Source organism: Devosia sp. XGJD_8 (genome assembly GCF_046614475.1).
GTDB lineage: Bacteria > Pseudomonadota > Alphaproteobacteria > Rhizobiales > Devosiaceae > Devosia.
In genome coordinates, this window is the sequence record NZ_JBKJHF010000001.1 from 3,218,874 (window position 1) to 3,242,780 (window position 23,907).

27 protein-coding genes are annotated in these 23,907 nt (G+C 59.4%); 19 read left to right on the forward strand and 8 right to left on the reverse strand.

What is annotated here, in order from left to right:
- The first annotated feature begins 127 nt into the window (after positions 1-127).
- The 6 genes from ACLI1C_RS15345 to ACLI1C_RS15370 all read left to right on the forward strand — a co-directional run bounded on the left by ACLI1C_RS15345 (position 128) and on the right by ACLI1C_RS15370 (position 3,605).
- Positions 128-688 carry a hypothetical protein gene (locus ACLI1C_RS15345; RefSeq protein WP_411398119.1) on the forward strand — a complete coding sequence of 187 codons (561 nt, stop codon included), beginning with the start codon at positions 128-130 and terminating at the stop codon, positions 686-688.
- A 41-nt stretch (positions 689-729) separates the two neighbouring features.
- Positions 730-1,200, forward strand: a complete 471-nt coding sequence (locus ACLI1C_RS15350; protein WP_411398120.1) for a hypothetical protein — start codon at positions 730-732, stop codon at positions 1,198-1,200.
- Between the two features lie 165 nt (positions 1,201-1,365).
- Entirely contained in the window at positions 1,366-1,995 is a 630-nt protein-coding gene (locus ACLI1C_RS15355) for a hypothetical protein (RefSeq protein ID WP_411398121.1), read from the forward strand.
- Between the two features lie 52 nt (positions 1,996-2,047).
- Positions 2,048-2,389, forward strand: coding sequence for a DUF3768 domain-containing protein (locus tag ACLI1C_RS15360; RefSeq protein ID WP_411398123.1), 342 nt, complete (start codon positions 2,048-2,050; stop codon positions 2,387-2,389).
- Positions 2,390-2,467: 78 nt separating this feature from the next.
- Positions 2,468-3,076, forward strand: coding sequence for a DUF805 domain-containing protein (locus ACLI1C_RS15365; protein ID WP_411398124.1), 609 nt, complete (start codon positions 2,468-2,470; stop codon positions 3,074-3,076).
- A 121-nt stretch (positions 3,077-3,197) separates the two neighbouring features.
- Positions 3,198-3,605: a superinfection immunity protein gene (locus ACLI1C_RS15370; protein ID WP_411398126.1), complete on the forward strand. Its 408-nt coding sequence runs from the start codon at positions 3,198-3,200 to the stop codon at positions 3,603-3,605.
- Between the two features lie 1,197 nt (positions 3,606-4,802).
- Here the strand turns inward: ACLI1C_RS15370 and ACLI1C_RS15375 are convergent.
- Positions 4,803-6,857 carry a peptidoglycan-binding domain-containing protein gene (locus ACLI1C_RS15375; RefSeq protein WP_411398128.1) on the reverse strand — a complete coding sequence of 685 codons (2,055 nt, stop codon included), beginning with the start codon at positions 6,855-6,857 and terminating at the stop codon, positions 4,803-4,805.
- A 349-nt stretch (positions 6,858-7,206) separates the two neighbouring features.
- Between ACLI1C_RS15375 and ACLI1C_RS15380 the strand changes: the two genes are divergently transcribed.
- Positions 7,207-7,518 carry a DUF1330 domain-containing protein gene (locus tag ACLI1C_RS15380; RefSeq protein WP_411398130.1) on the forward strand — a complete coding sequence of 104 codons (312 nt, stop codon included), beginning with the start codon at positions 7,207-7,209 and terminating at the stop codon, positions 7,516-7,518.
- A gap of 276 nt (positions 7,519-7,794) precedes the next feature.
- Here ACLI1C_RS15380 and ACLI1C_RS15385 read toward each other — a convergent pair whose 3' ends face one another.
- Positions 7,795-8,508 carry a DNA helicase gene (locus ACLI1C_RS15385; protein ID WP_411398132.1) on the reverse strand — a complete coding sequence of 238 codons (714 nt, stop codon included), beginning with the start codon at positions 8,506-8,508 and terminating at the stop codon, positions 7,795-7,797.
- Between the two features lie 362 nt (positions 8,509-8,870).
- Between ACLI1C_RS15385 and ACLI1C_RS15390 the strand changes: the two genes are divergently transcribed.
- Complete coding sequence (locus tag ACLI1C_RS15390) at positions 8,871-9,431, forward strand: recombinase family protein (RefSeq protein WP_411398134.1); 561 nt, start codon at positions 8,871-8,873, stop codon at positions 9,429-9,431.
- 58 nt (positions 9,432-9,489) lie between these two features.
- Here the strand turns inward: ACLI1C_RS15390 and ACLI1C_RS15395 are convergent, their stop codons facing one another.
- Positions 9,490-9,876: a hypothetical protein gene (locus tag ACLI1C_RS15395; protein ID WP_411398136.1), complete on the reverse strand. Its 387-nt coding sequence runs from the start codon at positions 9,874-9,876 to the stop codon at positions 9,490-9,492.
- Positions 9,877-10,224: 348 nt separating this feature from the next.
- On the opposite strand from ACLI1C_RS15395, the gene ACLI1C_RS15400 reads away from it, so the two are divergent.
- Positions 10,225-10,422, forward strand: a complete 198-nt coding sequence (locus tag ACLI1C_RS15400; RefSeq protein WP_411398138.1) for a hypothetical protein — start codon at positions 10,225-10,227, stop codon at positions 10,420-10,422.
- A 3-nt stretch (positions 10,423-10,425) separates the two neighbouring features.
- On the opposite strand, the gene ACLI1C_RS15405 is transcribed toward ACLI1C_RS15400, so the two are convergent.
- Both ACLI1C_RS15405 and ACLI1C_RS15410 read right to left on the reverse strand, forming a co-directional pair.
- Entirely contained in the window at positions 10,426-11,313 is an 888-nt protein-coding gene (locus tag ACLI1C_RS15405; RefSeq protein ID WP_411398140.1) for a hypothetical protein, read from the reverse strand.
- The gene (locus tag ACLI1C_RS15410; RefSeq protein WP_411398141.1) at positions 11,310-11,987 is read right to left on the reverse strand and encodes a hypothetical protein; all 678 of its coding nucleotides are present in this window, start codon (positions 11,985-11,987) and stop codon (positions 11,310-11,312) included. The genes ACLI1C_RS15405 and ACLI1C_RS15410 overlap by 4 nt, the downstream gene beginning before the upstream one ends.
- A 65-nt stretch (positions 11,988-12,052) precedes the next feature.
- Here ACLI1C_RS15410 and ACLI1C_RS15415 point away from each other — a divergent pair, with 65 nt between their 5' ends.
- Positions 12,053-12,229, forward strand: coding sequence for a hypothetical protein (locus ACLI1C_RS15415; RefSeq protein WP_411398143.1), 177 nt, complete (start codon positions 12,053-12,055; stop codon positions 12,227-12,229).
- Positions 12,230-12,560: 331 nt separating this feature from the next.
- Here the strand turns inward: ACLI1C_RS15415 and ACLI1C_RS15420 are convergent, their stop codons facing one another.
- The 3 genes from ACLI1C_RS15420 to ACLI1C_RS15430 form a co-directional block, all read right to left on the reverse strand.
- Positions 12,561-12,983 carry a hypothetical protein gene (locus ACLI1C_RS15420; protein ID WP_411398145.1) on the reverse strand — a complete coding sequence of 141 codons (423 nt, stop codon included), beginning with the start codon at positions 12,981-12,983 and terminating at the stop codon, positions 12,561-12,563.
- Entirely contained in the window at positions 12,980-13,177 is a 198-nt protein-coding gene (locus ACLI1C_RS15425; RefSeq protein ID WP_411398146.1) for a hypothetical protein, read from the reverse strand. The genes ACLI1C_RS15420 and ACLI1C_RS15425 overlap by 4 nt, the downstream gene beginning before the upstream one ends.
- 206 nt (positions 13,178-13,383) lie before the next feature.
- Positions 13,384-14,088, reverse strand: coding sequence for an SH3 domain-containing protein (locus ACLI1C_RS15430; protein ID WP_411398148.1), 705 nt, complete (start codon positions 14,086-14,088; stop codon positions 13,384-13,386).
- Between ACLI1C_RS15430 and ACLI1C_RS15435 the strand changes: the two genes are divergently transcribed.
- The 9 genes from ACLI1C_RS15435 (at position 14,076) to ACLI1C_RS15475 (ending at position 23,820) form a co-directional block, all read left to right on the forward strand.
- A complete protein-coding gene (locus ACLI1C_RS15435) occupies positions 14,076-15,500 on the forward strand; it encodes a hypothetical protein (RefSeq protein ID WP_411398150.1) in 1,425 nt (474 codons plus the stop codon). The genes ACLI1C_RS15430 and ACLI1C_RS15435 overlap by 13 nt on opposite strands.
- Entirely contained in the window at positions 15,497-16,327 is an 831-nt protein-coding gene (locus tag ACLI1C_RS15440) for a hypothetical protein (RefSeq protein WP_411398152.1), read from the forward strand. Before ACLI1C_RS15435 ends, ACLI1C_RS15440 begins: the two co-directional genes overlap by 4 nt.
- Complete coding sequence (locus ACLI1C_RS15445) at positions 16,324-17,427, forward strand: hypothetical protein (RefSeq protein WP_411398154.1); 1,104 nt, start codon at positions 16,324-16,326, stop codon at positions 17,425-17,427. The genes ACLI1C_RS15440 and ACLI1C_RS15445 overlap by 4 nt, the downstream gene beginning before the upstream one ends.
- Before the next feature lie 71 nt (positions 17,428-17,498).
- Positions 17,499-18,371, forward strand: a complete 873-nt coding sequence (locus tag ACLI1C_RS15450) for a hypothetical protein (protein ID WP_411398156.1) — start codon at positions 17,499-17,501, stop codon at positions 18,369-18,371.
- Positions 18,368-19,033: a thermonuclease family protein gene (locus tag ACLI1C_RS15455; RefSeq protein ID WP_411398157.1), complete on the forward strand. Its 666-nt coding sequence runs from the start codon at positions 18,368-18,370 to the stop codon at positions 19,031-19,033. The genes ACLI1C_RS15450 and ACLI1C_RS15455 overlap by 4 nt, the downstream gene beginning before the upstream one ends.
- A gap of 554 nt (positions 19,034-19,587) precedes the next feature.
- Positions 19,588-20,877: an ABC transporter substrate-binding protein gene (locus ACLI1C_RS15460; protein ID WP_411398158.1), complete on the forward strand. Its 1,290-nt coding sequence runs from the start codon at positions 19,588-19,590 to the stop codon at positions 20,875-20,877.
- 57 nt (positions 20,878-20,934) lie between these two features.
- Positions 20,935-21,891: a carbohydrate ABC transporter permease gene (locus tag ACLI1C_RS15465; RefSeq protein ID WP_411398160.1), complete on the forward strand. Its 957-nt coding sequence runs from the start codon at positions 20,935-20,937 to the stop codon at positions 21,889-21,891.
- 10 nt (positions 21,892-21,901) lie between these two features.
- Positions 21,902-22,735 (forward strand): carbohydrate ABC transporter permease, encoded by an 834-nt coding sequence (locus tag ACLI1C_RS15470; RefSeq protein WP_411398162.1) that lies wholly within the window; start codon positions 21,902-21,904, stop codon positions 22,733-22,735.
- Positions 22,732-23,820, forward strand: a complete 1,089-nt coding sequence (locus ACLI1C_RS15475) for a Gfo/Idh/MocA family protein (RefSeq protein WP_411398164.1) — start codon at positions 22,732-22,734, stop codon at positions 23,818-23,820. Before ACLI1C_RS15470 ends, ACLI1C_RS15475 begins: the two co-directional genes overlap by 4 nt.
- The last annotated feature ends 87 nt before the right edge of the window (positions 23,821-23,907 follow it).

Consider the following 23,907-nt stretch of genomic DNA (forward strand, 5'->3'; position numbering starts at 1 on the left):
ATCACCACTAGCCGAACCACTGGCCACTTCAACCTCGAGATAACGCTGCTCATCATCGGGCAGCTGGAGCAAAGCTATGCCCACCCAACACCAGCATGTCGTACACGCCGCATACGTTCAGATGTGCATGGACCGGATCGAACTCGGCTTCGAGCCGTACGTGATCACGGTCATGTTCAACCCGCTAACAGGATCATCGGCTGCAGTCGCACGCAACATGGACCGTGCCGTCGAGGACCTCTATTCGATTGTAGTCCAACGGATGTTCCGCCGCCCTAAAGAAATGCCTCTACTTAGCCTCCCTCTCTGGATCACGTGCCCCGATTTCCCGGTTCAGAAGCTCCTGAAGACGACTTTGGCCGACGCAAGGGTGAACAACGGGGCGCACATGCATATCCCGGCGCTCAGCCCACCTAATACTCGGCTAGACCTACCTTTCAATCTCTGGCTAGACCAGAACAAGACCCGCTACTCCGGCCCAGGTCATGCCATCGCCCGGATCTACGTGCAGCGCGTCTACGAAACGCCGGAGAACGCTTTCGACTATGCGCTGAAGTCGCTGGGGCGGGGACGCGCCACCAGCGACGACGTGCTCGTGCTGCCCCGCACTCGTAGTGAAATCCACACCCGCAGGGGGTCTCAGGAGGCGACCGCGGGCACCAATTATGGGCATGGAGGTCGTGGGTAAAGGGTGGGTGCGAGCTCCTTCGCCTGAACGAGGAAACAAGAATGCACTACATCTCCGACGTTTATAAACTCATCGCCTTTTTGGATAGGTTTGCCTGGACCGTCTCTGAGCCGATCAAGGTCGACAATTTCCATGCCGCCTATTTGGCTTCGACGATTGCAACCCTGCTCGATTCCGACGGTGAGCCAGAGTCTGAAGAAACATGGCGCCTCATAAGAAATGCTGCCCTTGACACTTTGTCGGAGCGGTTCTCACCAGCGCCAATTTCCATGGCTCACCTGCGCTTTCTGGAGGAATTGATGCCGATTGAAATGTCTGAGAGCGTCGTCAGCCACTCTCAGGCTATACTCATGCTGATAGATGCTGTTGGTCGGGATCATTGGCTGGTGACGAGGACACGAAAGGGTAAGCTTCGCATACAGATGACGCCTGAGCTCGCCAAGCTGCTGGACGTAGATGTCGACGTGAAAATAGCTGAGACAGCTGGCTCAATATTTGACTTACAAATTTGAGATGCTCACCTTCAGCGCGTGCCAATTCTACTGAACCAAAAAGAACAATGACCGACTAGACGACTGATTTGTAATGTAATATTATTACATGGTCGCGGCGTTGTTGCTGCGTCATCGAATGCCCAAGGCTCACCCCTTGGGCATTCTGCTTTGTGGAGACATGAAATGCCTAAATTGAACGCCCACCCTGCCCTCGACCTCGAGCCCGCCACTGAAATGCCAAGCATCATTGTTCTTGGTCGAGACGACGCAGCCAAAGCACATGCGTCGGTTTTCACAGCCGATCAGATCCTACAGGCCAGAGCGGCTGCCGCCGCGATGGGCATGATGGTTTTGCCAATTATAACCGATGAGCAGCGAGCCCTTGCCTACCGGCTGCCCGCCGGGAAGATCTTCAGTTCGGGCCGGGCATTTGTCCCCTTCGTAAAGGGCGCGTTGTACGACCAGTTGATCGCTCACGTTCCCCTCAAGGACCAGGTTCGGCCCCTGCGGTTGGTCAAACAGGAGGACGCCCCTAGTGAGGCTGAGGGCGGCGCTGGCGACAGCAAGGCCCCAGCTGCCAACCCCGGCGGCAAGCCCGCGCCACTGACCATGCCAACCGACTGGTCCGGCATCGTGGTCGGCAGCGTGGTGCTCGCCAATGAGTCACCCGAGGAAGGCTGGTGGGCGGCGGTCGTGACGAACATTGAGGGTCATCTGGTCAACCTGCGCTGGCGCGATTACGACCAGCCTTCGCTCGTTCGACCGATCACCGAGCTTGCCCTGATGCACCCGTCCCGCCCTGTCACGGCCTGAGGCTTTGCGGGCCGGTCAATGACCGGCCCGCACCTTCAAAGGAGCGCCAGCTATGATCGAGGCTGACCCAGATACTTCGGCCGGCACTTGCCAGTTGAATGACACCCTACGGACCACCGGCATCGGCGGCGCGGTTGTAATGACCGCCGGTGTGGCTGCGCTCCGGGCGGATGAGCGCGAGCAGGTGCTCGCGGCGGTGCGACAGTTCGTGGACTTCACCCCTGACAATGACCCTTACGGCGAACACGATTGTGCCGTGGTCCAGGTCGGCGAGCACCGCATCATGTGGAAGATCGACTACTACGACCAGACGATGGCAACGCTCAGCACTGACCCTGCCGACCCGGTGGCCACCCGACGCGTGCTCACAATCATGCTGGCCGGGGAATACTAAGGACGGGTCATTTGACCGCCAAAGTCGAAAAATGAACGACGACACGTGACGTGTTTTTAGATGCACAGGGAATCGAACTTGAACGCTTACTTCGACGGCATGCGGCGCTACGCCGACTTTTCAGGGCGATCAACGCCACGACAGTTTTGGCTTTTTATGCTGATGCTCTTCGTGTCCCTGGTCGTGGGCGCGTTCCTTGACGTCGCCGCTGGCAACCCTCAAGCCAATGTTTTCACCACGCTGATCGGCCTCGCCCACGTCATCCCGGTTTGGGCAGTGACCGCCCGACGGCTGCATGACACCGGGCGGAGTGGGTGGTGGTCACTGATCAGCTTGGTGCCGATCATCGGGGCCGTGGTGGTGCTGGCATTGTGCTGCAGCTGCCGCGCGCCGTGGCCGGGACCTAACCAGTACGGGCAGCCTGTGGCCGGTGCTGATACCAATCCAGCTTTCCATCGAGATAGCTACAGGCAGGTCGATATGGCGGCGTTTGAACGGCATGCCCGGCAGCCTGCCCCCCAGTCGAGCCCCATGCCCCCTGTCCGCCCCGTAAGCGGCCTCAGCAGCGATGAGGGGGCGGTAATCGAACGGCTTGAGCGGCTTGCGGCCCTGAGGGCCTCAGGGGCCATTGACGATGCAGAGTTTGCCAGCATGAAGGCGAACCTGCTGGCACGAGTTGCCAATTGATTAGGGGCAGGCCGCAACGGCTGCGCCGTCAGCAAGGTTGGGTTGCCGCCTTCCCAACCTTGCTGACCTCGACACCGGCGTTCGCGCAGAGCGCTGACACCCAGATATGATGGGGTCCCTGTTGCTCCAGCTGGCATTGTCGTCAGTCTTGATCGTGGTCGGCCTGATCATCTTGTTCATTCCAGCCTACATCGCCTTCCGGCGTCAGCACCCAAACCGATGGGCGATAGCGGTGCTCTGCCTTGCTTTCGGCGGTACCATCATCGGCTGGTTCGGTGCGCTGGTTTGGGCGTTGCAGGCCGTGCACAAAAGCCCGACCGGGAACAACGGCGGCGAAAGCGGCCTCAACATCTTCGTCAATGACCTCGTCGGTGTGAAGCTTGAACCAACAGCGGTCCATTTTGCGGGGACGACCGCAGTGGATACTATTGAGCGGTTGGCACGACTGAAGCAACTGGCCGATCAGGGCATTCTCGACGCCGAGGAATATGCGAGCATGCGGAAGTCTGTGCTGGCTCGTTTTTCATAAGGCCCTACGACTGTCGGACGATCCAAACCGCCGCGATGTGCACAAGAGCACTGATCAAGCCCGCCACCACCAACGTCACGCCAGGCGCCTCACCAGCCCAGTAGGCCGCACCTGCCGTCGCCGCAATCGCCGCAGCCAGCCCATTTCAGATAGTGCGCAGATCTATTCCTCGGCTCGCTCGTCATTGATCGCCTCCGTTGCCCGTGATCAGAATACGGCGTGCGAGTGGCGCGGGGATAGGTCCCGTGGGGGCGATGCAAGCCGTCGCTGATCGCCTAAGTGACGAGCTCTCTGACAAGTACCTGTATGACCCTACGGTCAAGCAAACACGCGCCCGCGCCGGCTAGAACATGGCACATGGTGGTCTGCGACGCTCGTGTAGCGCCGATTATGAATGACCCGCGGAGGGCCGAAATGGAGTGGGTTGCTGACAGTCCGCTTCTGGATCGTCGGACAGAACAGCGGACGTTCCTCGATTGGCGGAGCGGCTTTATTTCTGTCGAGCCCTTGCGACGGGATGGCGGAGTTCTACATTTTGTTCAGTGGGACGTCCAACCTTCCGGCCAACGCACCCCGAGATAGGGGGAACGGCATGCTATGCGGCTCTTGATCTGAGCAAGTGAAGGGGCAGCCGAGGAACATTTTCAACCCTTGTGGTTGGAGGAACCTCAGTCTTTCATTGCCCAAGAGCTTCCTTCGACCCAGTCGGAAGTCATAGCAATCCCAGCAGTTTACGCCATTATCACCGTTTCAGTCCTTGGATTCGCTTTCCTCGCGGTCACCTCACCGCCGGCAGAACGCCGAAATCACTTTGCACAGCTGTTCTGCGCCTTATTTGTCGCAGCGCTGTTCCTGATTATCGTTCCGTCGCGTTGAGGGCTTGAGACGAAAAAGGGCAGTGGCATTTTCAGCGGCGTCGCAAACAGAGGCAAGCCTGGCCGCGAATGGACGCGACGATCACCAATCCCACCAACCGAGTTTCGGGAGGTAGCCGGTCTATGGACTGGTTCCCGATGTCCAGCGCCAGGCCAACTTCCCAGCTCGCAAAGTGGAGTTGGAGATGAGACGCTTTTTGCAGCCATCGCGCTGGTTGCCGTGCTCTCACGTGCCTATAGATGTTGCTTAGCGCAATTTGTCTGCTCCAATGAGGGTGGTCTCCAGCCTGCCTACCTCAAGTTAGGCAGACTGTCTTTGCTTTCACTGGAGCCCGTTCCCCTTACTCGGCGCGCGCACATTGATCGTCAGCTCAGGAATCCTTCCGGTGTGTGGCTCGACGGTAGAGAACATTTCGAAAGCCAGTCGGGTGCAACTCAAGGGATAGATTTTGCCATCCTGGCCGATCACCTCCCAACCCTCCATCATAACGACGCAGATAGTTTCTGCGTCCCTGATGTCACTGTAGTTCGCGCCGACAAAACGTTCGGACGAGGTCAGGTACTCGACCGGCGTAGCGAACTGGTAGACATTTTGGCGCGTCGCCTCATCTACGAAGGTGACGCTAAATGGTGCGTCAGGATCGATGTTCAGGGCGACCTGGAAGCGAGCCTTGCCTGCAAGCTCGTCGGCCATGGTCTTCACCTCCTCCGTGAGGTCGTGATTAGCGCTCAAATAGAGGCACCAAGAGTTCTGAGCGATAGCGTTGTCGACCCTTGGCATTCTTGCTTGGCCGGGGTGGGCGGCGCTGTAGTCATCAAGCGCTGCCTGCGTCTGGGCGCCTGGTTTCCCGTCGACGGACCCTGCATCAAAACCAAGTTCATTCAAGGCGGCCTGCACGCACTTTGCCGAGCTGTCCACCAGTGCGCCATCACTTCCTTGCGCCAAGTTCGGGGACTTGCCCAACTGCCTATCGTATGAGGCATAAAATTCCGCCGGCGTGAGGCCAAAGGCGTCTTGGAATGCCACCTCCCAATCCTTGCCGGCGCCGATTTCGTCGTAGAACTGTGCCAAAGATGCAAGCCCGGAACTCTCAGCGAGGAGGTGCGCGGCAATCATGCCTGACGATGACGCTCGTTCCTCGGCGTAGTAGCCCTCACGCGTCTCCATCTTCACAAGGGGCGTAGATACTTCCCCCGCCTTTTGTGTATGCCAGTCGACTTCGCGCTGAAGATCCATCGCACCGTTGTCACCCAACATGCGGAAAGCGATGTATTCAGCCGCACCCTCTACTAGCCATTGCGGACCCAGCATTTCCAGCGTGTTGACCCCGCTGCAGCAGCCAGCCAGGCTGCCGACAGCCCGTTCGTACTGGAGCATGTGGAAGTACTCGTGCGCCAGAGCAAAGCTCCGCTGGGCGGGGACCCCTGCACCGAACCAGTCGCCGCTGAACACATCGGCCTTCGCACACATGAACATGAAGCCGTAACCGGCTTCGCCTCCGTGACATCCCGAGAACCACTCGACCTTGCCGCCTCTGATTCCCTGGCCCGCCTTGAGATGAGCGACATAGGCGTCGGCTAACCAGTCTGCGTCAGAGGAGACGTAGATCGTCCCTGGCGCCGTCAGCGCGGCACCGAACACCTTCCGGAAATATTCGTCGACTGCAGCGATGCCAGCGCGCGTATCCCGCGCTATGGCGCCCTCAATGTCGGGGCCAAAGCGATAGCGGGCCAGATCGTCCGATGGTCCCCTCGCCACGTCACCTTCGATTGCTGCCAGCATGGTCGCGCACCACTGTGCTGCTGTTTCATTGCTGAGTTCGGGATACGCGTCGCCATCTTGCGCGGTGGCGAACGCTATGGCGGCGTCGAATGTACGGCGGCCCATCTGGCCATCGACTGAACCGGCGTCAAAGCCCAGCAGGTTGAGCTTTTCTTGCACACAGGCCGAAGCCTCTGCGACGCTCATCCCTGGCAATATGCCATCATCTGGCTGTTCGGCCGCGCCAAGTACCGACGTAGCTTTGAAGCCATAGCTGCCCCGGGTCTCGCTCGGATCGTCGTCGCAAAGACCGGTTGCGCCGTCTTTGTCGGCAAGTAGCGACCAAGTTCCACCTAGGTCCTCGACGCACCAGCGAGAGAGGGGGGCGCTGTTGAGGATCTTCTCGTCGACTCGAACGATATAGATATCCTTACCGTCCCGCTGTTCCGGCTTGCTTGTGGTGGCCTCGAACATTTGTCGCCCAGTTGAATCATAGCCGACAACGTTCAAAGTCAGGCCCGGCTCACCAGCGACAGTGAACTCGAAGTTGTCTGCTGCAGCTGGCATAACGGGCAGCAACAGAACGCCCAAGGCAACGACAAAAGTCCGGTGCATGCTTTCCCCCATATTTTGAAAGTAATAGAGCCGGTTTGTTGTATTCAATCAACCGTTGGGCAGCAGAACACTTAACTGGGTTGGGATCAGCCCAGATTTAGTCGGAGCGAGCAACTCCGCCGCTTATCCGAAAAGTTGCGCGGATGGCAGGATCCCCAAGCACTGGGTGCGATACAACTGATAGTTTGCCGCGCTACGGACCAGTGGCAGCGTTCGGTCAACCGGGTTTTTGTTCACCGCTATAACCCCTGAACCTCCTCGTGCCCGGCTTTAGTTTGCGGGGGGAGCTATGGCTTTGGCACCGGATCAGGAATAATAATTGCGCGCGCAACCTTGGGAGGGTCGCACCATGAAAAGCTATTGGATTGTGCAGGTCGATGTGAATGATCCAGAGGCCTACAAGGCCTACATGACAGCCAACGCAGCGCCAATTGGGAAGTTCGGCGGGCGTTTTCTCGTTCGAGGCATGGACCACAAGGCAGTCGAGGGAGGCGCGCGTTCGCGGTTAGTAATGGTTGAGTTCCCATCAGCTCAGGCCGCTGGCGAGTGTTACAACTCCCCCGAATACTCCTCTGCGAAGTCTATTCGCGATGGGCTGTCGGTCACGGACTTTGTAATCGCCCCCGGCTATGATGGACCTCAACCTGCGGGTGCCCGCTAATGCCGCTTTGACCTGAGAGTGGGGCATTGGTGTTCTTGAAGCGGTCGGTTCGCTCTGATCCTGGCAACTTCGAGAACGGGTCGGAGGCCGCCCCCCACCAACGCGCTCCATGCAGCCAGTCATGCCGCCTTTTCGATTTCCCGAACCTGCCAGTCCGCTTAGCCGCAGTCGGTGGGAGAAATGGGGTGGGATGCGGACCAGCGGGTTTTGGGGAGCTACCCACAAATGCCGACATAAGAACCGCAGGCCGCATTGGCCTGCGGCAGGGCCAGCGGACTAATGAGCCGCTTCGGATGCCAACGAATGATCGCCAATAAAATGCGTTCTGGTGAACACCGCCATGTCGACGGGATTGGGCAGTCTGACGTCCGTTAGATCGGGAACGAGCTTCGCGACAGGATCATACGTGCGAGCGATCTGAGAGATCATGAGAAACACCAATCCTCGGTCATCCGCGAAGGACCTTAGAGCTGACATCTGTTCGGATAGGTGCGGGTGTGTTCGCTTCTGATCCATCAACTGCAAATAGTCGACCGCGACCACTGTTCCAGGCCTAGCTGACTCGGCCTTCGCAATGATGTAGTCCGCACAGATATCGTCCGAACAGTCGAGTTTGAAAGCGTCTCCAAATTGTTCGGCCTCGAAGCCTATCAACGCGAAACGCGCCTGGACTTCCGCTTCGGTATACTCGAGCGTGAAAAACATACCCTGTTTGCCGTCCTTCATGGCCTCGGCCACAATTTCCAAGGCAAGCAGGGTCTTTCCTTGCCCTGGACGTGCTCCGATAAGCATCACGTCGCCATGTTTCAGACCAGCATATAGCTTGGCCGCAGACGAACTTGACGCATACTTCGCTGCAAGCAGGCTCCAACTACTAAAACCTTCTGCAACAGCAACGCGATCAAGCGCATCACTGAGATCAACTCCCTGGCTACGGGCGAGCTGCTTTGCCGTGCGTTTGAGATGAAAGATTGGTGCTGAGAGCTTCATAGTACCCTTCCAATGCGAGCGTTATCAGCAATCCCTCCTTTTGCTTTTGCCCGGACAATGGCTGGGTTCATTACTCGCCCTGTATGATATTTACTTTCCCAGCGGAGGGGGGCGGCGTGGACAACACCAGAATCAGACAATAGCACCATGTCCGCTTTTGGAGAAGAATTCTAAGCGCTGGGATGTCTCACATGGGGTCGTGAGCTGCCAGTCTAACCACTTTCAATCGATGGTAGCGCAGCCGGTAACATCAGGGCGTACCGCAAAGTGACGTCACGCGACCGCCGAGACCTGCGTCACCTCTGGGTTGACATCGACTATTTGTGACGTGCGACCCTCAAGCGTAAACCTTGAGGTGACACATGGCCCGAATTGGCTACGCCCGCGTTAGCAGCACCGACCAAGACCTGGAAATACAGATCGCCAAACTCAAGGCCGAGGGTTGCGAGATCGTGCGATCAGAGAAGATATCAGGTGGCAGTCGCCAGGGTCGCGTCGAGCTGGAAACCGTGATCCAGTTCTTACGGCCTGGCGATGAACTAGTCGTCGCGCGTCTGGACCGACTGGGGCGCGACACTCGAGACGTTCTCAATCTCATCCATGAGTGCGAGCAACGGAAAGCTTTCGTCACGGTGCTTGATCCGCACGTCTCTACTCGAGGAGAGATGGGCCATATCGTTTTGACCGTGCTGGGTATGGTGGCTCAGATGGAGCGGCGCTTCATCAAGGAACGCCAGCGGGAAGGCATCCAGCAGGCGAAAGCGCAGGGCCGTTACCAGGGCGGCAAGCGCCGACTGGACCGTGACCTCATTCGTCAGTTATGGGATGAAGGGGTTGGCCCGTCGTACATCGCTAGGCAAGTGGGCTGCTCGCGCATGCAGGTGTACCGCGTCCTGGCCGAACGCTCACCCGCTGAATTGTAGGTCCCGACAGCAAAAGGTGCTGTCCTAACTGCGGGACAGCACCTGGCGCTCAGGCTAGCTAGCGAATTTTCGCCTTCGAAAATACCTTATCCCAATCCCCGTCAGTGGTTGGCCAAAACCAAGAACCCAAAGCTTCTAGGGTGTAGTCTTCGTGAGCAAAATCAAAGGAAAAGCCGTTACGCTTCAAAAATCCGGGCGTGGACCAGAACCTTCCTTCGCCCTCGGCGGATTCAAACCTGATCCCCTTGCCATTGGGCTCGATGTCCAAGAGGATCACCAAACGACTTCGGTGCCACGGGACCGTATCACATTGGAACTTGTTGAGCTGCCATCCAGGCGTACCGGGCTGGCAGCCCGTCCGATCCCATTGCAACTCCCATAGAAATTCAACAGGGTCGACCATTCTTAACTGGCCGTTTTTCGCCGCATGAACAACATCACGCATCGTCGTCTCCTTAATTAGGTGACGGTGCGCACGCAGCACGACCCGTCACCATACAATTGGTGAAAGATCGGAGCTGCAGCATTCAGAATCGCTTGGCGGCGACATTGTCCTGAAGAGCTCGCACTGCGAGCATTAGCGGCATATTGCTGCGCCGCTAGGCTACCCCTGTTGCGCAGATTACCAACTACCGCGCGACTGAGTTCAGTATTCTACTTTTTTCGATGAGGTGCAAGGCTGTCCACAAGTGGCTGACGAGTTCACTAGCAGGTCCGGTTTGCGCCCCATTTCAGTCATCCCGAACCCCTAGGCGCATTCCCAAAAGCTGCCGTCCCTACGGATCGAGGCAGATTGGTCGCGGATAATACTCTTGGCGGCCGCACCAATCACGTGCCCGATGACTTCGCCCATGGCGAGTCGACCACCGTTCTTGGCACAGACAGCAAAGCCGTCAAACTGCACGATGAAGTGGCCAAAGAGCTCACGGCCGACCAGCTCAAAGAAGGACAGCAGCGATCATGGAACTGCCGGCCGGGACAGCAGGTCTAAGACCTAGAGCCCCATGTAGCGCTTGATGGCCTCGGTCATGACGGCCGTGGCAACATCGGCGCCAATCTTGACTGCACCCTTGCCGGCGGCATTGGCATTGCGCCCAATCCACTCGAGCGTGCGCTTGCCCACGCTTTTCGGCCCCTCGGCCTTGTCGGCGGCTATATCGGCTTCCAATGCTTCTAGTTCCTGGTGGTCGACGCCCAGGGCTGCCAGTGTGCCGCGGAGGCTGGCGATGTCGCCCGCTTGTACGGTGGTGGCTGCGAACTGCTCGACGTTGCCGAAGACATTTGTGCCGCCGATCACCGTCATTTGCACCAGCGTCTGCACCGTGGACGGCGCCAGGGCCTCTACCTCGACGTCCTCATCGACAGTCTGCTCCTTGAGCTCGAGCACGAACGTCAGCAGGCGCGTCCGCACGGTATCGACGATCCCGAGCATGACGGATCCCGGGATCTCCTGCCAGGCGCGGTTCAACGCAAGGTCGCCGTCGAAGAAGCTGCTCTGGTACTGAAGGACTAGGTTTGCCGGCCATGGGATGATGCGGTTCTCGCCGCCCGCTACATCCTCATAGGCGACGATCGGCTGCGGTAGCCTGGCGCGCTCGGCCCAGTGGCGATGCTCCTCCTTGAGCACGGCTGAGGGTATGGGCTGATCATTGATGCTCCGACCAAACCCGCCGATGAAGAAGCCCTTGGCAGGTGCCGCGCACTTCCGGTAGTCGGGCATCTCGGGGTCTTCATATTCGTACCCGTTCAACTCCTTCGACACCCATGACTTCAGGCTGTCGTTTTTGAGCTTGTAGGACAGCACCAGGCACTTGCGGAGGATGGACGAAGTCTTCTCGTCGCTCTCGGTGATGGCTTTGATGATGTCGTCGAGCAAGCTCATGGCGCGATCACCGAGCACTTGCCGACAGACAGGACCAGCGAGTCGCGCTGCGCTGGTGCTGGTACTTGAAAATCGGGGATGCCGAAGGTTCGTGAAAGCACGAACTCCCCTGTGGGTTCGAAATTGATGGTCTGATAGACCGAATTACCGCAACGCACCGACACCGCAACGCCAGTGGCATCGTAGAATGTCCGGCACTCAGTGGTCGAGAACGACGATTTCGCCTCGCCGACAACAGAAAGGTTGAAGCAACGCTCGGCGTACGACGCCCCATTTGCCGTAGCAGTGGGTTCAGTGGATTCGCAGTAGGCTGACAGCTCAGGATCCTCACTGACGTCTTGGACAATATACTGGTCGAGAGCGTAGTCGGAGTTCACCCACTTCCCATCGCGCCAGTTGAACCCCGTCGAGCCGCTCTCGGCGCATAACACCGTCAATGCGAACGACTGCGCCGGCAAAATCATCGCCAGCGCCACACCAAGGATTGTTCGTTTCATCCATTCCCCCGAAACCCAGCCCGGGAAGACGGTAACCGGGGTTGAGCGAATCGCCAACCCGATCAGCACGTCATTGACGAAGAGGGAAAGCCTGCCCAGCAGGAAGTCTAGGACCAGACCCCTGTGATATGGGCGCACGTTGTTCTGCTGTCGCTGCTCGATCAGGCCGGGGTCCATACGGAAAACGAAGCCGCCCTGCCGCAGGCAGTGGCGCAGATGACCAACAACATACTGACAGCGACATGCTAGCCCGATCGATCCTCAGATTCGAACAGTACCTTCGCACCGTAACCGAATACGCGCCACGCGCCACGGGGCTGGACGCTGCAGAGGAGGTCCGCGACATCGATCCGTTTGTCGCGGTGACGGGCAGGGTCAACTCGCTCAGGAACCTTTCGGCAGCCCTCGGCGACACGTAGTGCGCTGATGGGCCGCCAGGGCAATGAAAGAGTCCAGACCATGGCCCTCTACAAATACCCCGGACAATTTGTCCAAAGCACCGGCGCCGCCTTCGATGAGAAGCTCCCGCCAGGTTTTCGCATCAGCATTTCGGGCATTTATCGTTGCACTCAATGCGGAGACGAGATCGCTGCAAACAAAGGCCACCCCTTGCCGCCACAGAATAAGCACCAACACAAAAACTGGGCTTTGCCGATCCAGTGGCAGTTGATTGCCGCCGCAAGGCAAGTAGCTTGGGTTAACGTAAAGCCACTGTCTCTGAAAGCCCCGCCTCACCAGCAGGGCCTTTTTCTAGACGCGTTTGTTTTTGTAAAACCACTCAAGATTTTCGAAGGTCTTGGCACTCTGAAATAACGGCAGAAGCTGCGAGGCCAGTCCCGCTTTGTCAATCGTATCCATGTTGGCAGACAGGTAGTGTTGTAGCATCGACTTAGACCGGCCAACAAACATATCCTCGCGGTACGCGAGGCACGACGTTTCAAGCACGTTCACCAAATTGCCGAACGCAAAATCCTTGTCACTTTGGATGGGGGCGGTCAGCCACGCGTTCCAACCCTGGGTGATTGAATCATGTACCGCCATGACGGCGGCCACCGCTGTAGATTTTCGGGAAAGACGCAACTGCCACCAGGAGAGCCACAACGCCACCAAGGCGATCCCTCCGCCGACAATGGTTACAGCGGCCGCCCACCAATCGATGTCGGCCTGTGTCACTTCTTATCAGTTGTTGGAGTAGTTGTTGCTGTGACTTTCGGCTCTGAGCTGGGGGGTGTGTTGGATTGCTGCTGAATCGCACGGTTCAGGTGGTTCGTTGTCATCTGCTTCTCGACGACCGCCCGTTCGATGTGTGCCACGGTCATGTGCTCCAAAATGATTTGGCGCTCTTGTTTGTCTTTCTTGTCCGCCATCCTGACACCTCCAAAGTGATGCGTCGATCTTAGCCGTTAACCTTCGTTAAACAAACTATAATTTAATCTTGGCTTTGCTCGTTAACAAGCCATTAGCTCTGCAAGTTGAGTAGTCCGCTACTGACGATAGTGTACCAGGAGCCGCCAGTCCGCCTTCGGCCCCAAAATGGTTGAGTGTCATCAGTTGCGATCGGAGGAGTCCCGAACTAACACAGCGTCTCGCACGCCAGGCCATCGTTATCTCGATCCAGCCGACCACCCCAGGAGCAGTTCTGTCGATACCACTGGGCAACGCTGCAGCTACCGATCTGACTGCATGTGCGCCTCGGACTACATGAAAGGCCCGCAGCGCTCTGGGTCGGCTGGGATATCGGTGCAGGCGGCGTGTAGCGCGGCTGCGGCTTGCTGGAGGCGGTGTACTGTTCCGACACCCAGCCCGACTGGGTCGACGAGATGCTTACCAGCAGCCAACCGTTTCGCCGATCGAGAACGTCGACCCCGGCGCCCTGGGGTAACGATGAGATAACTTCGGCTGATGTGCCCGGCTCGCGACGCACGTTCAACGATGTTGCGGTGACGTAGCGAATCTCAGCGGCGTGTTGGGTGGGAACGGCGACCGTTGTAGTCGGCAACGACGGCTGCGTTCGCATCTGCGTCGGCGTCGGACTCGGTGCCGACCCGTCAGAGCTTTTCGCGAATTGCGAGATGCCCAGCACGATCAGTCCGATGATGACCCAACCCGCAAAGGATTGTCGTCGTTTCGCCATGCGTCCCCCCAAAGTCACTTTGGCGTCGGATCGGGCGGGAGTCGAGTGTTTGGCGCGGGTTTCGGTGAGAACCTTCTTGCGCCTAAGCGCCTTGGCCCGATACGACTTAGGGAAAAGAGGGCTGGGGCGCCATGTTTCAATCATTGGATCGGCTGCGCGGTCTCATATCGCGACCGGCGCATACCTATCGTCCGACCGCCGAGACCTTTCCGGACATCGACACGCAGCGCCTGTCTAAGGAGATGCAGTTGGCCAAGCGTGGCCAATCAAGAGGGGGCGACAATCAGCCTCCGACCGACAGCATTTCTTTCGACGCCGTCGAGGCAGAAATCATCGAACACGTCGCCGCCGCGCAGAAGCGTTCCCATGAAGCCCTCGAAAACCATCTCGCGGGCTTTCGCCAGCGTCTGATTGACCTGGACTTCGATGCGCATTTCTCCAACATAAAGTCAGCTGCTATGGGCGGGCTATCCGACCTGAAGCAGGAGCTCCAGACGGGTGTCGACGACCTACATGGACTGCGCCGCGATCTGACCGCGGCGGAGAAGTGGTCCGCAACCTTCCAGAAGAAACACGGGCTGGACCGGCCGGCCAAGATCGGCACTCCGCGGTCCAGCTTCTTCAAATGGGCCCTGATCGTGGTGCTGGTCCTCGTCGAGCTCTTCACGAACGGCGAGCTTCTGAGCAAGGGCAGCGAGCTGGGTCTCGTGGGCGGCATCGTGGAGGCTTTGATCTTCGCCCTGCTCAACGTGGGAGTGGCATTGATGTTCGGTATCTTCGCCATTCCATATATGAACCATCGGAACTTGCTGCTGAAGCTGTTCGGCTTCTTGTCGTTGCTCGCCTACTTCGCCTGCCTGATCGGCCTGAATCTCGCTCTGGCCCATTATCGAGAAGTGTCGGGAGCTATCACCGAGGGCGCTGGTGAACTGGTCATACAGCGTTTGCTGAACGAACCGATGGGGCTGGAGGACCTGCGATCGTGGCTGCTGTTCGGCCTCGGCGTGCTCTTTTCCATCATCGCCGTAATAGATGGTGTGATGATGCACGACGTGTATCCAGGCTACCAGCGAGTGGACAAGGCGCTGAGGACGGCGCGCGCCAAGTACGCCGACATGCGTCGTGTCGCGATCGAGGAGTTGGGCGCCATCCGGAAGGAAGGAGAGGAGCTTCTGACGACATCGAGGGCAGATCTCGGCAAGCAGAGGGTGGAGCACGATGCGATCGTGAGCCACCGGTCTCGGATGATCTCGCTGTTCGACGACCATCAGGCTCAGCTCGAGAAAGCCGCCAACGCCCTGCTGCGAGACTATCGCGATGCGAACGTGGCCAAGCGAAGCACGCCGGTACCGTCGAGATGGAATGAGGCGTACCAGTTGCCGCGCGTCGCGGTTTCGATCTCGAAGGAGGGTGAGTGGAATTCGTCGGACCTCAAAGCCGGCATCGCGCAGGCGCAGTCCGAGGTGGACACGATCTTCATCTCGCTCGGCAAGCAGTTTGACGACGCACTGGCCGAGTACCGCAAGCTCGACACCATCGTCCCGGACCAGCCATGAGCCGCCGTCCTCGAAGCCGCCGTAGCCCGCGCAAGTCCGATGCATTCCCCCTGGGCTGGGCCATCGCCGGCGCCGCGGCCCTGGTCGCGATCGCCGTCGGGTTCGGCTGGCTCTATACGGGAGCTCTCCAGGCGAACCCCGAGCGCGATGCCGATACCATGTGTCCCAAGACCGGTCCGACCGAACAGGTTCTTGTACTGGTCGACGTCACCGACCCGGTCGGCACGATCGCGCAGGCCGATATTCTCAACCAGTTGAATGCTATGGCGGATACGCTTCCCAAGGGTGGACTGTTCGAGCTGCGAACGCTCGAACCCGGCGATGCGCGGACGACCTCTATCTTCTCCCTTTGCAGTCCGGGCGACGGTTCGGACCTGGACCATTGGACCGGCAACCCTGAAGCGGCGCGGAAGCGGTGGGACGAGAGGTTCGACGGCCCACTGAGGGCAGCCATGGACGCGGCATTGCATGCCCAGCCGGCTGACACGTCGCCGATCATGGCGGGCATCCAGCAGATGGCGGTGGAAAGGCTAGGCAGCACGCAGGCGAAGTCGATCCCCAATCGCATGGTGATCATTTCGGATCTTCTCGAAAATACTCCCGCATTCTCGATGTACCGCTACGGGCCGGACTTCGACGCCTATCTCGCCTCGCCGGCTGCTGCCGAGTACAGCACGGACTTGGCGGGCGCCCGTGTCGAAGTCTGGCTATTGCGTCGCGGCAACGAGTTCAACGGAACAGAGGTCTCGACGTTCTGGGCCAACTGGATCCGGGACAACGGCGGAGCGTTCGAGCGCGGGCTCAATCTGCAGGGGGTGTCGCCATGAGGGGTCCCAAACCAGTGGAGCGAGCGGCGGACAATTCCGCACCGGTGGTCTTCGGCATCTTCACCGGTCTGGGCGTCGCGTTCATCATCGCTGCGAAGTCCTCAGGTTTCAGCAGCGTCGTGGTGACCGTTGTGCCCGTGCTGCTGATGCTCGGCTATGCAGCGATGATCGTCATGGCTCGCGGGCTTCGGCTGCGCAGCGATCAGACGGGCGACAATTTCTACTACATGGGCTTCATCTTCACGTTGGTGAGCCTCGGTACATCCCTGTACCAATACTCCACCAGCGGAGGCGTCGATGACATCATTCGGAACTTCGGCGTGGCCGTGGCCTCGACGATCGCCGGTATAATCCTGCGCATCATGTTTAATCAGGTTCGTCGCGATCCCATCGAATTCGAGGCGGCCTCGCGGCTCGACTTGGCGGAGGCATCCCGGAAGGTGCGGCGTGAGCTGGATGGTATCCAGTATGAACTGGCGCACTTTCGTCGCAGCAGCCAGCAGATGGCCCAGGAGACCTTCGATGAGACGAAGATCCAGTTGGTCTCCATGGGCAAGGCGGCCTCGGAGGCCGTGGACGCAATTCGTGCCACCGCAGTGATCGGCGTCGAAGGCACTGCTGCCCAGATATCTGAGGATTTCGCTTCTCCCGAGATCAAGCGCCAGCTCGACCGCACATCGAAATCCTTGGATCGGGTCAACTCTAAACTGGAACAAGCGACCGAGACCCTGGCCAATGCGGCAGAGGCATTCGCGGCTCGGCTCGACCTGTCCCAGACGCCCGGCAGAGTCGTCGAGGTCACGATGCAGCCCGCCGTAGATGCCCTGCAGTCGACGATCTCCGAAGCCTTCCAGCGGATGACCGAGCAGATCAAGAGCATCGACCGCCTCGCGGATGAGGTCGCGATGTCGAACGCTCAACGGAATACGGCGACCACCGACCTCGCCCGCGTGACCCGTTCGATTGAGGAGCTACAGGGCCTCATCACTCAGCAGCGAGGTGGTTTCCTCGGAATGTTCGGTCGACGGGAAGCGCCCAGGTCGGATGAGGCAGTGGAGCCGCTAGTAGCCCCCATCAGCCGAGACGGCCAGCAACCGTGAGGCGCCCGGAGCCGGGACATCTATTGGAAGGCGAAAGGGGCCACCGGCGTGGTGTCGTCCTCGGCCTGACCATGGCCGAGATGATGCTACTTCTACTGTTCTGCCTCTTGCTCGTTTCGAGCGCGTTGCTCCAAGAGCAACAGGAGAAGATTGCGGCCGCTGAGCAACGTGTGAACGAGCTGGTGGCTGCCGGCGCAGTTTCCGCATCGCCGGAAGAGCAGGAGCGCGTGGCCAAGGATATCGCGGAGCTGGAGAGACTGCGCGACGAGCGCCAGCAATGGCAGGAGATCCTGCCCGCGTCGAACCTTGCTGACAAGCCGATACCCGACGAGACCTGGCGCGAACTGAGGATCGCGCAGGAGATCGGCCAAGCCATGGTCGACCGTGGCTTGACGCTGACCGAGGTGGTCACCCGTGTCGAGCAGACGACGAACGCTATCCCAGCTCCATCGGGCCACGACTGGCCACCCATGATAACGCTCGGCAGCGACGAGTTCAGGTTCGTGACCAGCAGTGCGGAGCTGTCCACGGATTTCAGGACGAGGCTCGAAACGGAGACGGTTCAGCAACTGCTGGATCTGCTCGCTCGATACGACGTCGATGTGATCGAGGTCGTGGGTCACACTGACGAGCAGCCGATAAACAGTACACAGCGGTCCACGTTGGACACGCTGGCCATACCGGCGCTCAACGGTGGTGCCGAGATCGGCGACCTAAAGCCGGTCGACAATGCCGGCCTTGGGCTGGCCCGTGCGATCGCGGTGGCCAAGGTTCTGGAGAGCGCGTTCAGCGGCACGGGGGTGAAGATCGTGCCGCTGTCCGGGGCGCAGTTGATACTGCCTGGCGACATCCTCTCCGATGGCCTCAGTCCCGGCGACGAACGCGATCGCAGGCGAATAGAACTCCGCGTGCGCCGGAGCAGTCCGGCGGTGGAGGGGCAATGAGGCGAGGATTCATCGCCGCATCCGCTATCGTGACGTTCATCCTGATCCTGTCGACGGCGGTGCGAGCCGCCGAAGTGACGGTGGTGGACGGCGACACCATTCGCATCGATGGCACCACCTTCCGACTTCATGGCATCGATGCTCCGGAAGCTGGGCAGACCTGCCGGGACGCAAGCGGCGGCACTTGGCGTTGCGGCGATGAAGCGACGCGTCGGCTGGAGTACTTCATCGGTGACGCAGTACCAAATTGCGACGATCGAGGATTGGACGACTACGACCGTGTGATTTCTGTCTGCACCGTAGGCGGTATCGAACTAAACCGCGCGATGGTTTCGGAAGGTTATGCCTGGGCCTTCAGACGGTATTCCGAGGACTACGCCGCAGATGAGGAAATCGCGGCCGACAAAGGCGTGCAGATCTGGCAAGCAGCAAACCAGGCGCCTTGGGATTATCGTGCCGCGAAGTGGGAGGTTGCGACCCAGGAGTCGCCAGACGGCTGCCCGATCAAGGGCAATATCTCAGAGAACGGGCACATCTACCACGCTCCGTGGTCGCCTTGGTACGCGCGGACCAAGATCTCCATCGACAAAGGCGAGTACTGGTTCTGCTCGGAGCGCGAAGCCCTTGATGCTGGGTGGAGAGCGCCGATGTGGGGCCATTGAATGGCCCTTAGATGTCCGATTTCACCGAAAAGCCCACCAGAGCGGACCGTCCGCTACCGGCCCCAAATGCGCCATTGGCCGTGCGTGTAACGCCAGGCTTTAGGGTCAAGCCGCCAGCGTAACATTTGATGGTCATCTACCACGAAGTGACGAGATCTGGGGTCATCATGTTACGTCACCTCAGGGTATGCCCTGACGTGACGCTATGAGGCTAGCCGGCTTTGAGGCCCCTGCCCTGTCGACCGAATTGGGGCCGGATTCAGACAGGCAGCTCTTGGATGCAACCTGGCGATAGCGGACAATTCTAGGCTCTGAGCTCCCCGACAACCCGTGGAGTCGTTGCCGCAGTTGCGGCTAAATGGGCTAACGTCAACGCGCGCGGCCTGCCTCCTGTCCTCCGCTCTGCACTCGCCGAAAGGCATTGCTTTGTTCGTGTGCTGCGCTTCGACGGTCCCCGAGTCTGCTGCAAATCGGCTACGCGCTCAACTTCCATACAAGAGTTGACTCTGTGCTAATATCTGATATTTCAGATGTCAGCCGAAAGGGAGGACTTTATGAGCTTCAATCTGACGAGACGGCACTTCATCGCCGGAACCTCAATGCTGGCGATTGCAGGCATGAGCGGCGTTCGTGGCGCCTGGGCCCAAGAAAACCGCCTGCGCATGAGCTGGTGGGGCAATGCCGAACGCGCTGACCGCACCAACAAGATCATTGACCTGTTCAAGGCGGCCAATTCGGGCGTTGAGATCGACGGGCAGAGCCTGCCCGGCGGAGGCGATTACTGGACCTGGTTGGCCACCCAGACCGCAGGCGGCAACCCGCCCGATGTCATCCAGATGGATTACCGCTATATCTTCGAATATGCCGGTCGCGGCGTGCTGCTGCCGCTTGACGAGCTGATTGGCTCGACCATCGATCTGTCGAACTGGCCCGATGACCGCATCGGCGTCGGCCGTGTCGACGGCAAGGTCTATGGCATCAGCCTGGGCGCCAATACTGGTGGGCTGATCCTCAACCAGACGGCTTGGGACGAGGCGGGCGTGGCCGCGCCACAGATCGGCACGACCTGGGAAGAGTTCGCAGCTTTGAGTGCCGAGCTTACGAGTAAGACGCCGCGCTCGGGCTTTTACGGCACTCAGGACGCCAGCGGCCACGAGGTTTCGTTCGAAACCTATCTGCGCCAGCGCGGCAAGGCCCAATACGCGCCGGAAGGCGGGCTCGGCTTTGATGTCGAGGACGCCGTTGCCTGGTTCACCATGTGGTCGGAGATGCGCAAGTCGGGCGCCTGCGTCCCCGCGGATGTCCAGGCGCTGTCGCAAGGCAATGTGGACACCAGCCTCGTTACCACCGGCAAGGCCGCTTCCGGCATAGCCCAATCCAACCAGCTGGTGGCCTACCAGAAGGCAAATACCGATCAGCTCGGCATGGTCAGCCTGCCGGTTCTCGAAGGTGGCCAGCCGGGCCAGTATCTCAAGCCTTCGATGTATTTCAGCCTGAGCTCGAAAGTCGCCAATCCCGAACTGGCTGGCCAGTTTCTCAACTTCTTCCTCAACGATCCTGAGGCCATGACCATTCTCGGCGTCGAGCGCGGTGCGCCCGAAGACCCGAAAACCCGCGAAGCCATCCTGCCATCGCTGGACGCTTCTTCGCAGGCGGCCGTCTCCTATCTGGACTCGATATCGGCCTTGATCGGTCCCTTGCCGCCCGCTCCGCCACAGGGCGCCGGCGAAGCGACCACCGTTCTCGGCACAATTTCCGAAGAAGTGGCCTTCGAAGCCAAGTCGCCCGAACAGGGCGCCGCAGACCTCCATGCCGGCATGGCCGAGGCTCTCGCCCGCGCATAGGCGCCTCCTGCCCGCCCGGCCTCGCGCCAGGCGGGCGCCATAGTCAAAGGACAGGCGATGACCGACATCACCCAGAATGGTATCCTGCCGTCACCGGCGGGCCGGCGAAGTCATGCCTTCTGGTGGCAATCGCAGGCCACGCGCAGTCGCGCCTTTGCCGGCTACGCCTTCCTCTTTCCCTGGCTCATCGGCTTCACACTGCTGACGGTCGTGCCCGCGGTGGTCTCGCTCTATCTGTCATTCACCGATTTCGACCTGCTGACGGCGCCGAACTGGCTCGGCACGGACAATTATTCGCGAATCCTGCTGGCCGATCCCAAGTTCATGGCCTCGATGCGCGTAACCTTCGTTTTCGTGCTGCTTTCGGTGCCGATCAAGCTGGCGCTGGCACTGCTTGTCGCGGTGGCGCTCAACAAGGGTCTTGAAGGGCTCTCGGTTTATCGGGCGATCTTCTATCTGCCTTCCCTGCTCGGGGCGAGCGTCGCCATAGCCATGCTGTGGCGGCAGCTGTTCGCGGGCGATGGGCTCATCAATATAGGGCTAGCCAATTTCGGCATTACCGGGCCGAGCTGGATTTCCAATCCGAACTACTCGATCTGGACCCTCGTGATCCTCAGCGTTTGGCAATTCGGCGCGCCGATGATCATCTTTCTCGCCGGCTTGCGGCAGATCCCGTCCGATCTCTATGAGGCTGCCAGCATAGACGGCGCGGGCAAATGGCGGCAGTTCGTCAAGATCACCGTGCCGATGATCACGCCGGTCCTGTTTTTCAACCTGATCATCCAGACTATCGACGCCTTCAAGTCCTTTACCCCGTCCTTCGTCATTTCGGCGGGGAGCGGCGGGCCAATCAATTCGACACTATTCTATACGCTCTACCTCTATCAGGAAGCCTTCGGCTTCTTCCGCATGGGTTATGCTTCGGCATTGGCCTGGATCCTGCTCGTGATCATCGCGGCGTTCACCGCCATCTCCTTCTTCAGCGCCAAGTTCTGGGTGCATTATGACGACTAGAACCACCTCAATGCGTGCGTGGACGGTCAAGGGCGCGCTGCATGTTCTGCTGATCGCCGCCTCGATCCTCATGCTTTATCCGCTGGCCTGGATGTTTTCCGCTTCGGTGCGACCAGAGTCCGAAATATTCAGTTCGGGCAGTCTGTGGCCTTCGGCGTGGAGCTTTGACTCCTATGTGCGCGGCTGGACCATGCTGCAGATCAGCTTTGGCACGTTCTTCACCAATTCGCTGATCGTCGCAGTGCTCAGCATCATCGGCAATTTGATCAGCTGTTCCCTGGCCGCCTTCGCCTTTGCCCGTATCGAATTTCCCGGCCGCAATATCTGGTTTGCGCTGATGCTGGTCACGCTGATGCTGCCCAGCCAGGTCACGCTGATCCCGCAATATGTCATGTTCTTCAATCTGGGTTGGGTGAACACCTTCCTACCTTTGGTGGTGCCCAAATTCCTGGCAGCCGATGCCTTCTTCATTTTTCTCATGGTGCAGTTTTTCCGCGGCCTGCCCAAGGAACTGGACGAGGCGGCCATCATGGATGGCTGTTCGGCCTGGCGCATCTATTGGAAGATTCTCTTGCCGCTCTCGACGCCCGTGCTGGCCACTGCTGCTATCTTCACCTTCATCTGGACCTGGGACGATTTCTTCGCGCCGTTGGTCTATCTCAGCGACATCCGCAATTTCACCGTCACGCTGGGCCTGCGCGCCTTCACCGATGCGACCGGCGACAGCGATTGGGGCGCCATGTTCGCCATGTCGATCCTGACGCTGCTGCCGGTGATGATCTTCTTTCTCGCCTTTCAGCGGCTGCTGATCGAAGGCATTGCCACGACGGGGATGAAGCGTTGAGCGGATCGAAAAAGCTGCGCGTCGGCATCGTCGGGTGCGGGGCCGGGCGGACGCATCTGGTCGAAGGCTACGTGCCCAATGCCGACTGTTTTGACGTTGTGGCGCTGTGCGATCTCAACGAGGAACGACTGGCCGAGGTCGCCGATGAATTCGGCGTGCCGCGCCGGACCACGTCCTTCGAGGCGCTGCTGGCCATGGAGGATATCGACGTCGTCGATATCTGCACGCCTCCCGGCCTGCACCTGCAGCAGGTTTCGGCTGGGCTGGCCGCCGGCAAGCATGTCGTATGCGAGAAGCCGCTGGTCGGATCGCTGGCAGATGTCGACCGCATCATTGCGGCCGAAGCGCAGTCTCGGGGAAGGCTGATGCCGGTGTTTCAATATCGCTATGGCAACGGCATAGCCCAGGCCAAGGCCGTGCTCGATGCGGGACTGGCGGGTAAGCCCTATGTCGGGACGGTGGAGACCTTCTGGAAGCGCGGTGCTGATTATTATGCCGTACCGTGGCGCGGCAAGTGGGCGACCGAGCTTGGCGGCGTGCTGATGGCGCATGCCATCCATCCCCATGACATGATGACCTACCTCATGGGACCGGTGGAGCGGGTGTTCGGACGTGTTGATACGCGGGTAAATCCGATTGAGGTGGAAGACTGTCTTTCCGCCTCGCTCAAGATGGCCAGTGGTGCGCTAGTTTCCCTCACTGCCACCCTCGGGTCCGCAGACCAGTTGACCCGCATACGCCTCGCATTCGAGCATCTCACCATCGAGAGCGATCATGCGCCATACAGGCCTGGCGAGGCTGATTGGCAGATCATCCCGAAATCACCTGCGATCGGCGAGCGCATCGCCGACGTGCTCAGGGACTGGCAGTTCGTGCCTTCGCGGCACACCACGCAATTGCGGTTGTTTCACCAGGCGATCGTCAGAGGTGGACCACTGCCCGTCACCACCCTTGATGCGCGTCAGGCGCTGGAACTGGTAACGGCGATCTATGATTCCTCGGAAGTCGGAACGGATATTGCGCTGCCGCTTGCGGCATCTCACGCCAAGTATTCCAGCTGGGTTCCGGCCCGCTACCAAACTTAGGAGATCACCATGGCGACCAACATCCAGCTCCGGCAGATCGTCAAGGCCTATGGCGATATCCAGGTGATCCACGGCATCGATCTCGAT

What these genes read in the sequence shown, in the direction of transcription:
- ACLI1C_RS15345 (WP_411398119.1), top strand. Translation starts at nt 128, where the DNA reads ATGGACCGGATCGAACTCGGCTTCGAGCCGTACGTGATCACGGTCATG.
- ACLI1C_RS15350 (WP_411398120.1), top strand. Translation starts at nt 730, where the DNA reads ATGCACTACATCTCCGACGTTTATAAACTCATCGCCTTTTTGGATAGG.
- ACLI1C_RS15355 (WP_411398121.1), top strand. Translation starts at nt 1,366, where the DNA reads ATGCCTAAATTGAACGCCCACCCTGCCCTCGACCTCGAGCCCGCCACT.
- ACLI1C_RS15360 (WP_411398123.1), top strand. Translation starts at nt 2,048, where the DNA reads ATGATCGAGGCTGACCCAGATACTTCGGCCGGCACTTGCCAGTTGAAT.
- ACLI1C_RS15375 (WP_411398128.1), bottom strand. Translation starts at nt 6,857, where the DNA reads ATGCACCGGACTTTTGTCGTTGCCTTGGGCGTTCTGTTGCTGCCCGTT.
- ACLI1C_RS15380 (WP_411398130.1), top strand. Translation starts at nt 7,207, where the DNA reads ATGAAAAGCTATTGGATTGTGCAGGTCGATGTGAATGATCCAGAGGCC.
- ACLI1C_RS15385 (WP_411398132.1), bottom strand. Translation starts at nt 8,508, where the DNA reads ATGAAGCTCTCAGCACCAATCTTTCATCTCAAACGCACGGCAAAGCAG.
- ACLI1C_RS15390 (WP_411398134.1), top strand. Translation starts at nt 8,871, where the DNA reads ATGGCCCGAATTGGCTACGCCCGCGTTAGCAGCACCGACCAAGACCTG.
- ACLI1C_RS15395 (WP_411398136.1), bottom strand. Translation starts at nt 9,876, where the DNA reads ATGCGTGATGTTGTTCATGCGGCGAAAAACGGCCAGTTAAGAATGGTC.
- ACLI1C_RS15405 (WP_411398140.1), bottom strand. Translation starts at nt 11,313, where the DNA reads ATGAGCTTGCTCGACGACATCATCAAAGCCATCACCGAGAGCGACGAG.
- ACLI1C_RS15410 (WP_411398141.1), bottom strand. Translation starts at nt 11,987, where the DNA reads ATGGACCCCGGCCTGATCGAGCAGCGACAGCAGAACAACGTGCGCCCA.
- ACLI1C_RS15415 (WP_411398143.1), top strand. Translation starts at nt 12,053, where the DNA reads ATGCTAGCCCGATCGATCCTCAGATTCGAACAGTACCTTCGCACCGTA.
- ACLI1C_RS15425 (WP_411398146.1), bottom strand. Translation starts at nt 13,177, where the DNA reads ATGGCGGACAAGAAAGACAAACAAGAGCGCCAAATCATTTTGGAGCAC.
- ACLI1C_RS15435 (WP_411398150.1), top strand. Translation starts at nt 14,076, where the DNA reads ATGTTTCAATCATTGGATCGGCTGCGCGGTCTCATATCGCGACCGGCG.
- ACLI1C_RS15430 (WP_411398148.1), bottom strand. Translation starts at nt 14,088, where the DNA reads ATGATTGAAACATGGCGCCCCAGCCCTCTTTTCCCTAAGTCGTATCGG.
- ACLI1C_RS15440 (WP_411398152.1), top strand. Translation starts at nt 15,497, where the DNA reads ATGAGCCGCCGTCCTCGAAGCCGCCGTAGCCCGCGCAAGTCCGATGCA.
- ACLI1C_RS15445 (WP_411398154.1), top strand. Translation starts at nt 16,324, where the DNA reads ATGAGGGGTCCCAAACCAGTGGAGCGAGCGGCGGACAATTCCGCACCG.
- ACLI1C_RS15450 (WP_411398156.1), top strand. Translation starts at nt 17,499, where the DNA reads ATGGCCGAGATGATGCTACTTCTACTGTTCTGCCTCTTGCTCGTTTCG.
- ACLI1C_RS15455 (WP_411398157.1), top strand. Translation starts at nt 18,368, where the DNA reads ATGAGGCGAGGATTCATCGCCGCATCCGCTATCGTGACGTTCATCCTG.
- ACLI1C_RS15460 (WP_411398158.1), top strand. Translation starts at nt 19,588, where the DNA reads ATGAGCTTCAATCTGACGAGACGGCACTTCATCGCCGGAACCTCAATG.
- ACLI1C_RS15465 (WP_411398160.1), top strand. Translation starts at nt 20,935, where the DNA reads ATGACCGACATCACCCAGAATGGTATCCTGCCGTCACCGGCGGGCCGG.
- ACLI1C_RS15470 (WP_411398162.1), top strand. Translation starts at nt 21,902, where the DNA reads ATGCGTGCGTGGACGGTCAAGGGCGCGCTGCATGTTCTGCTGATCGCC.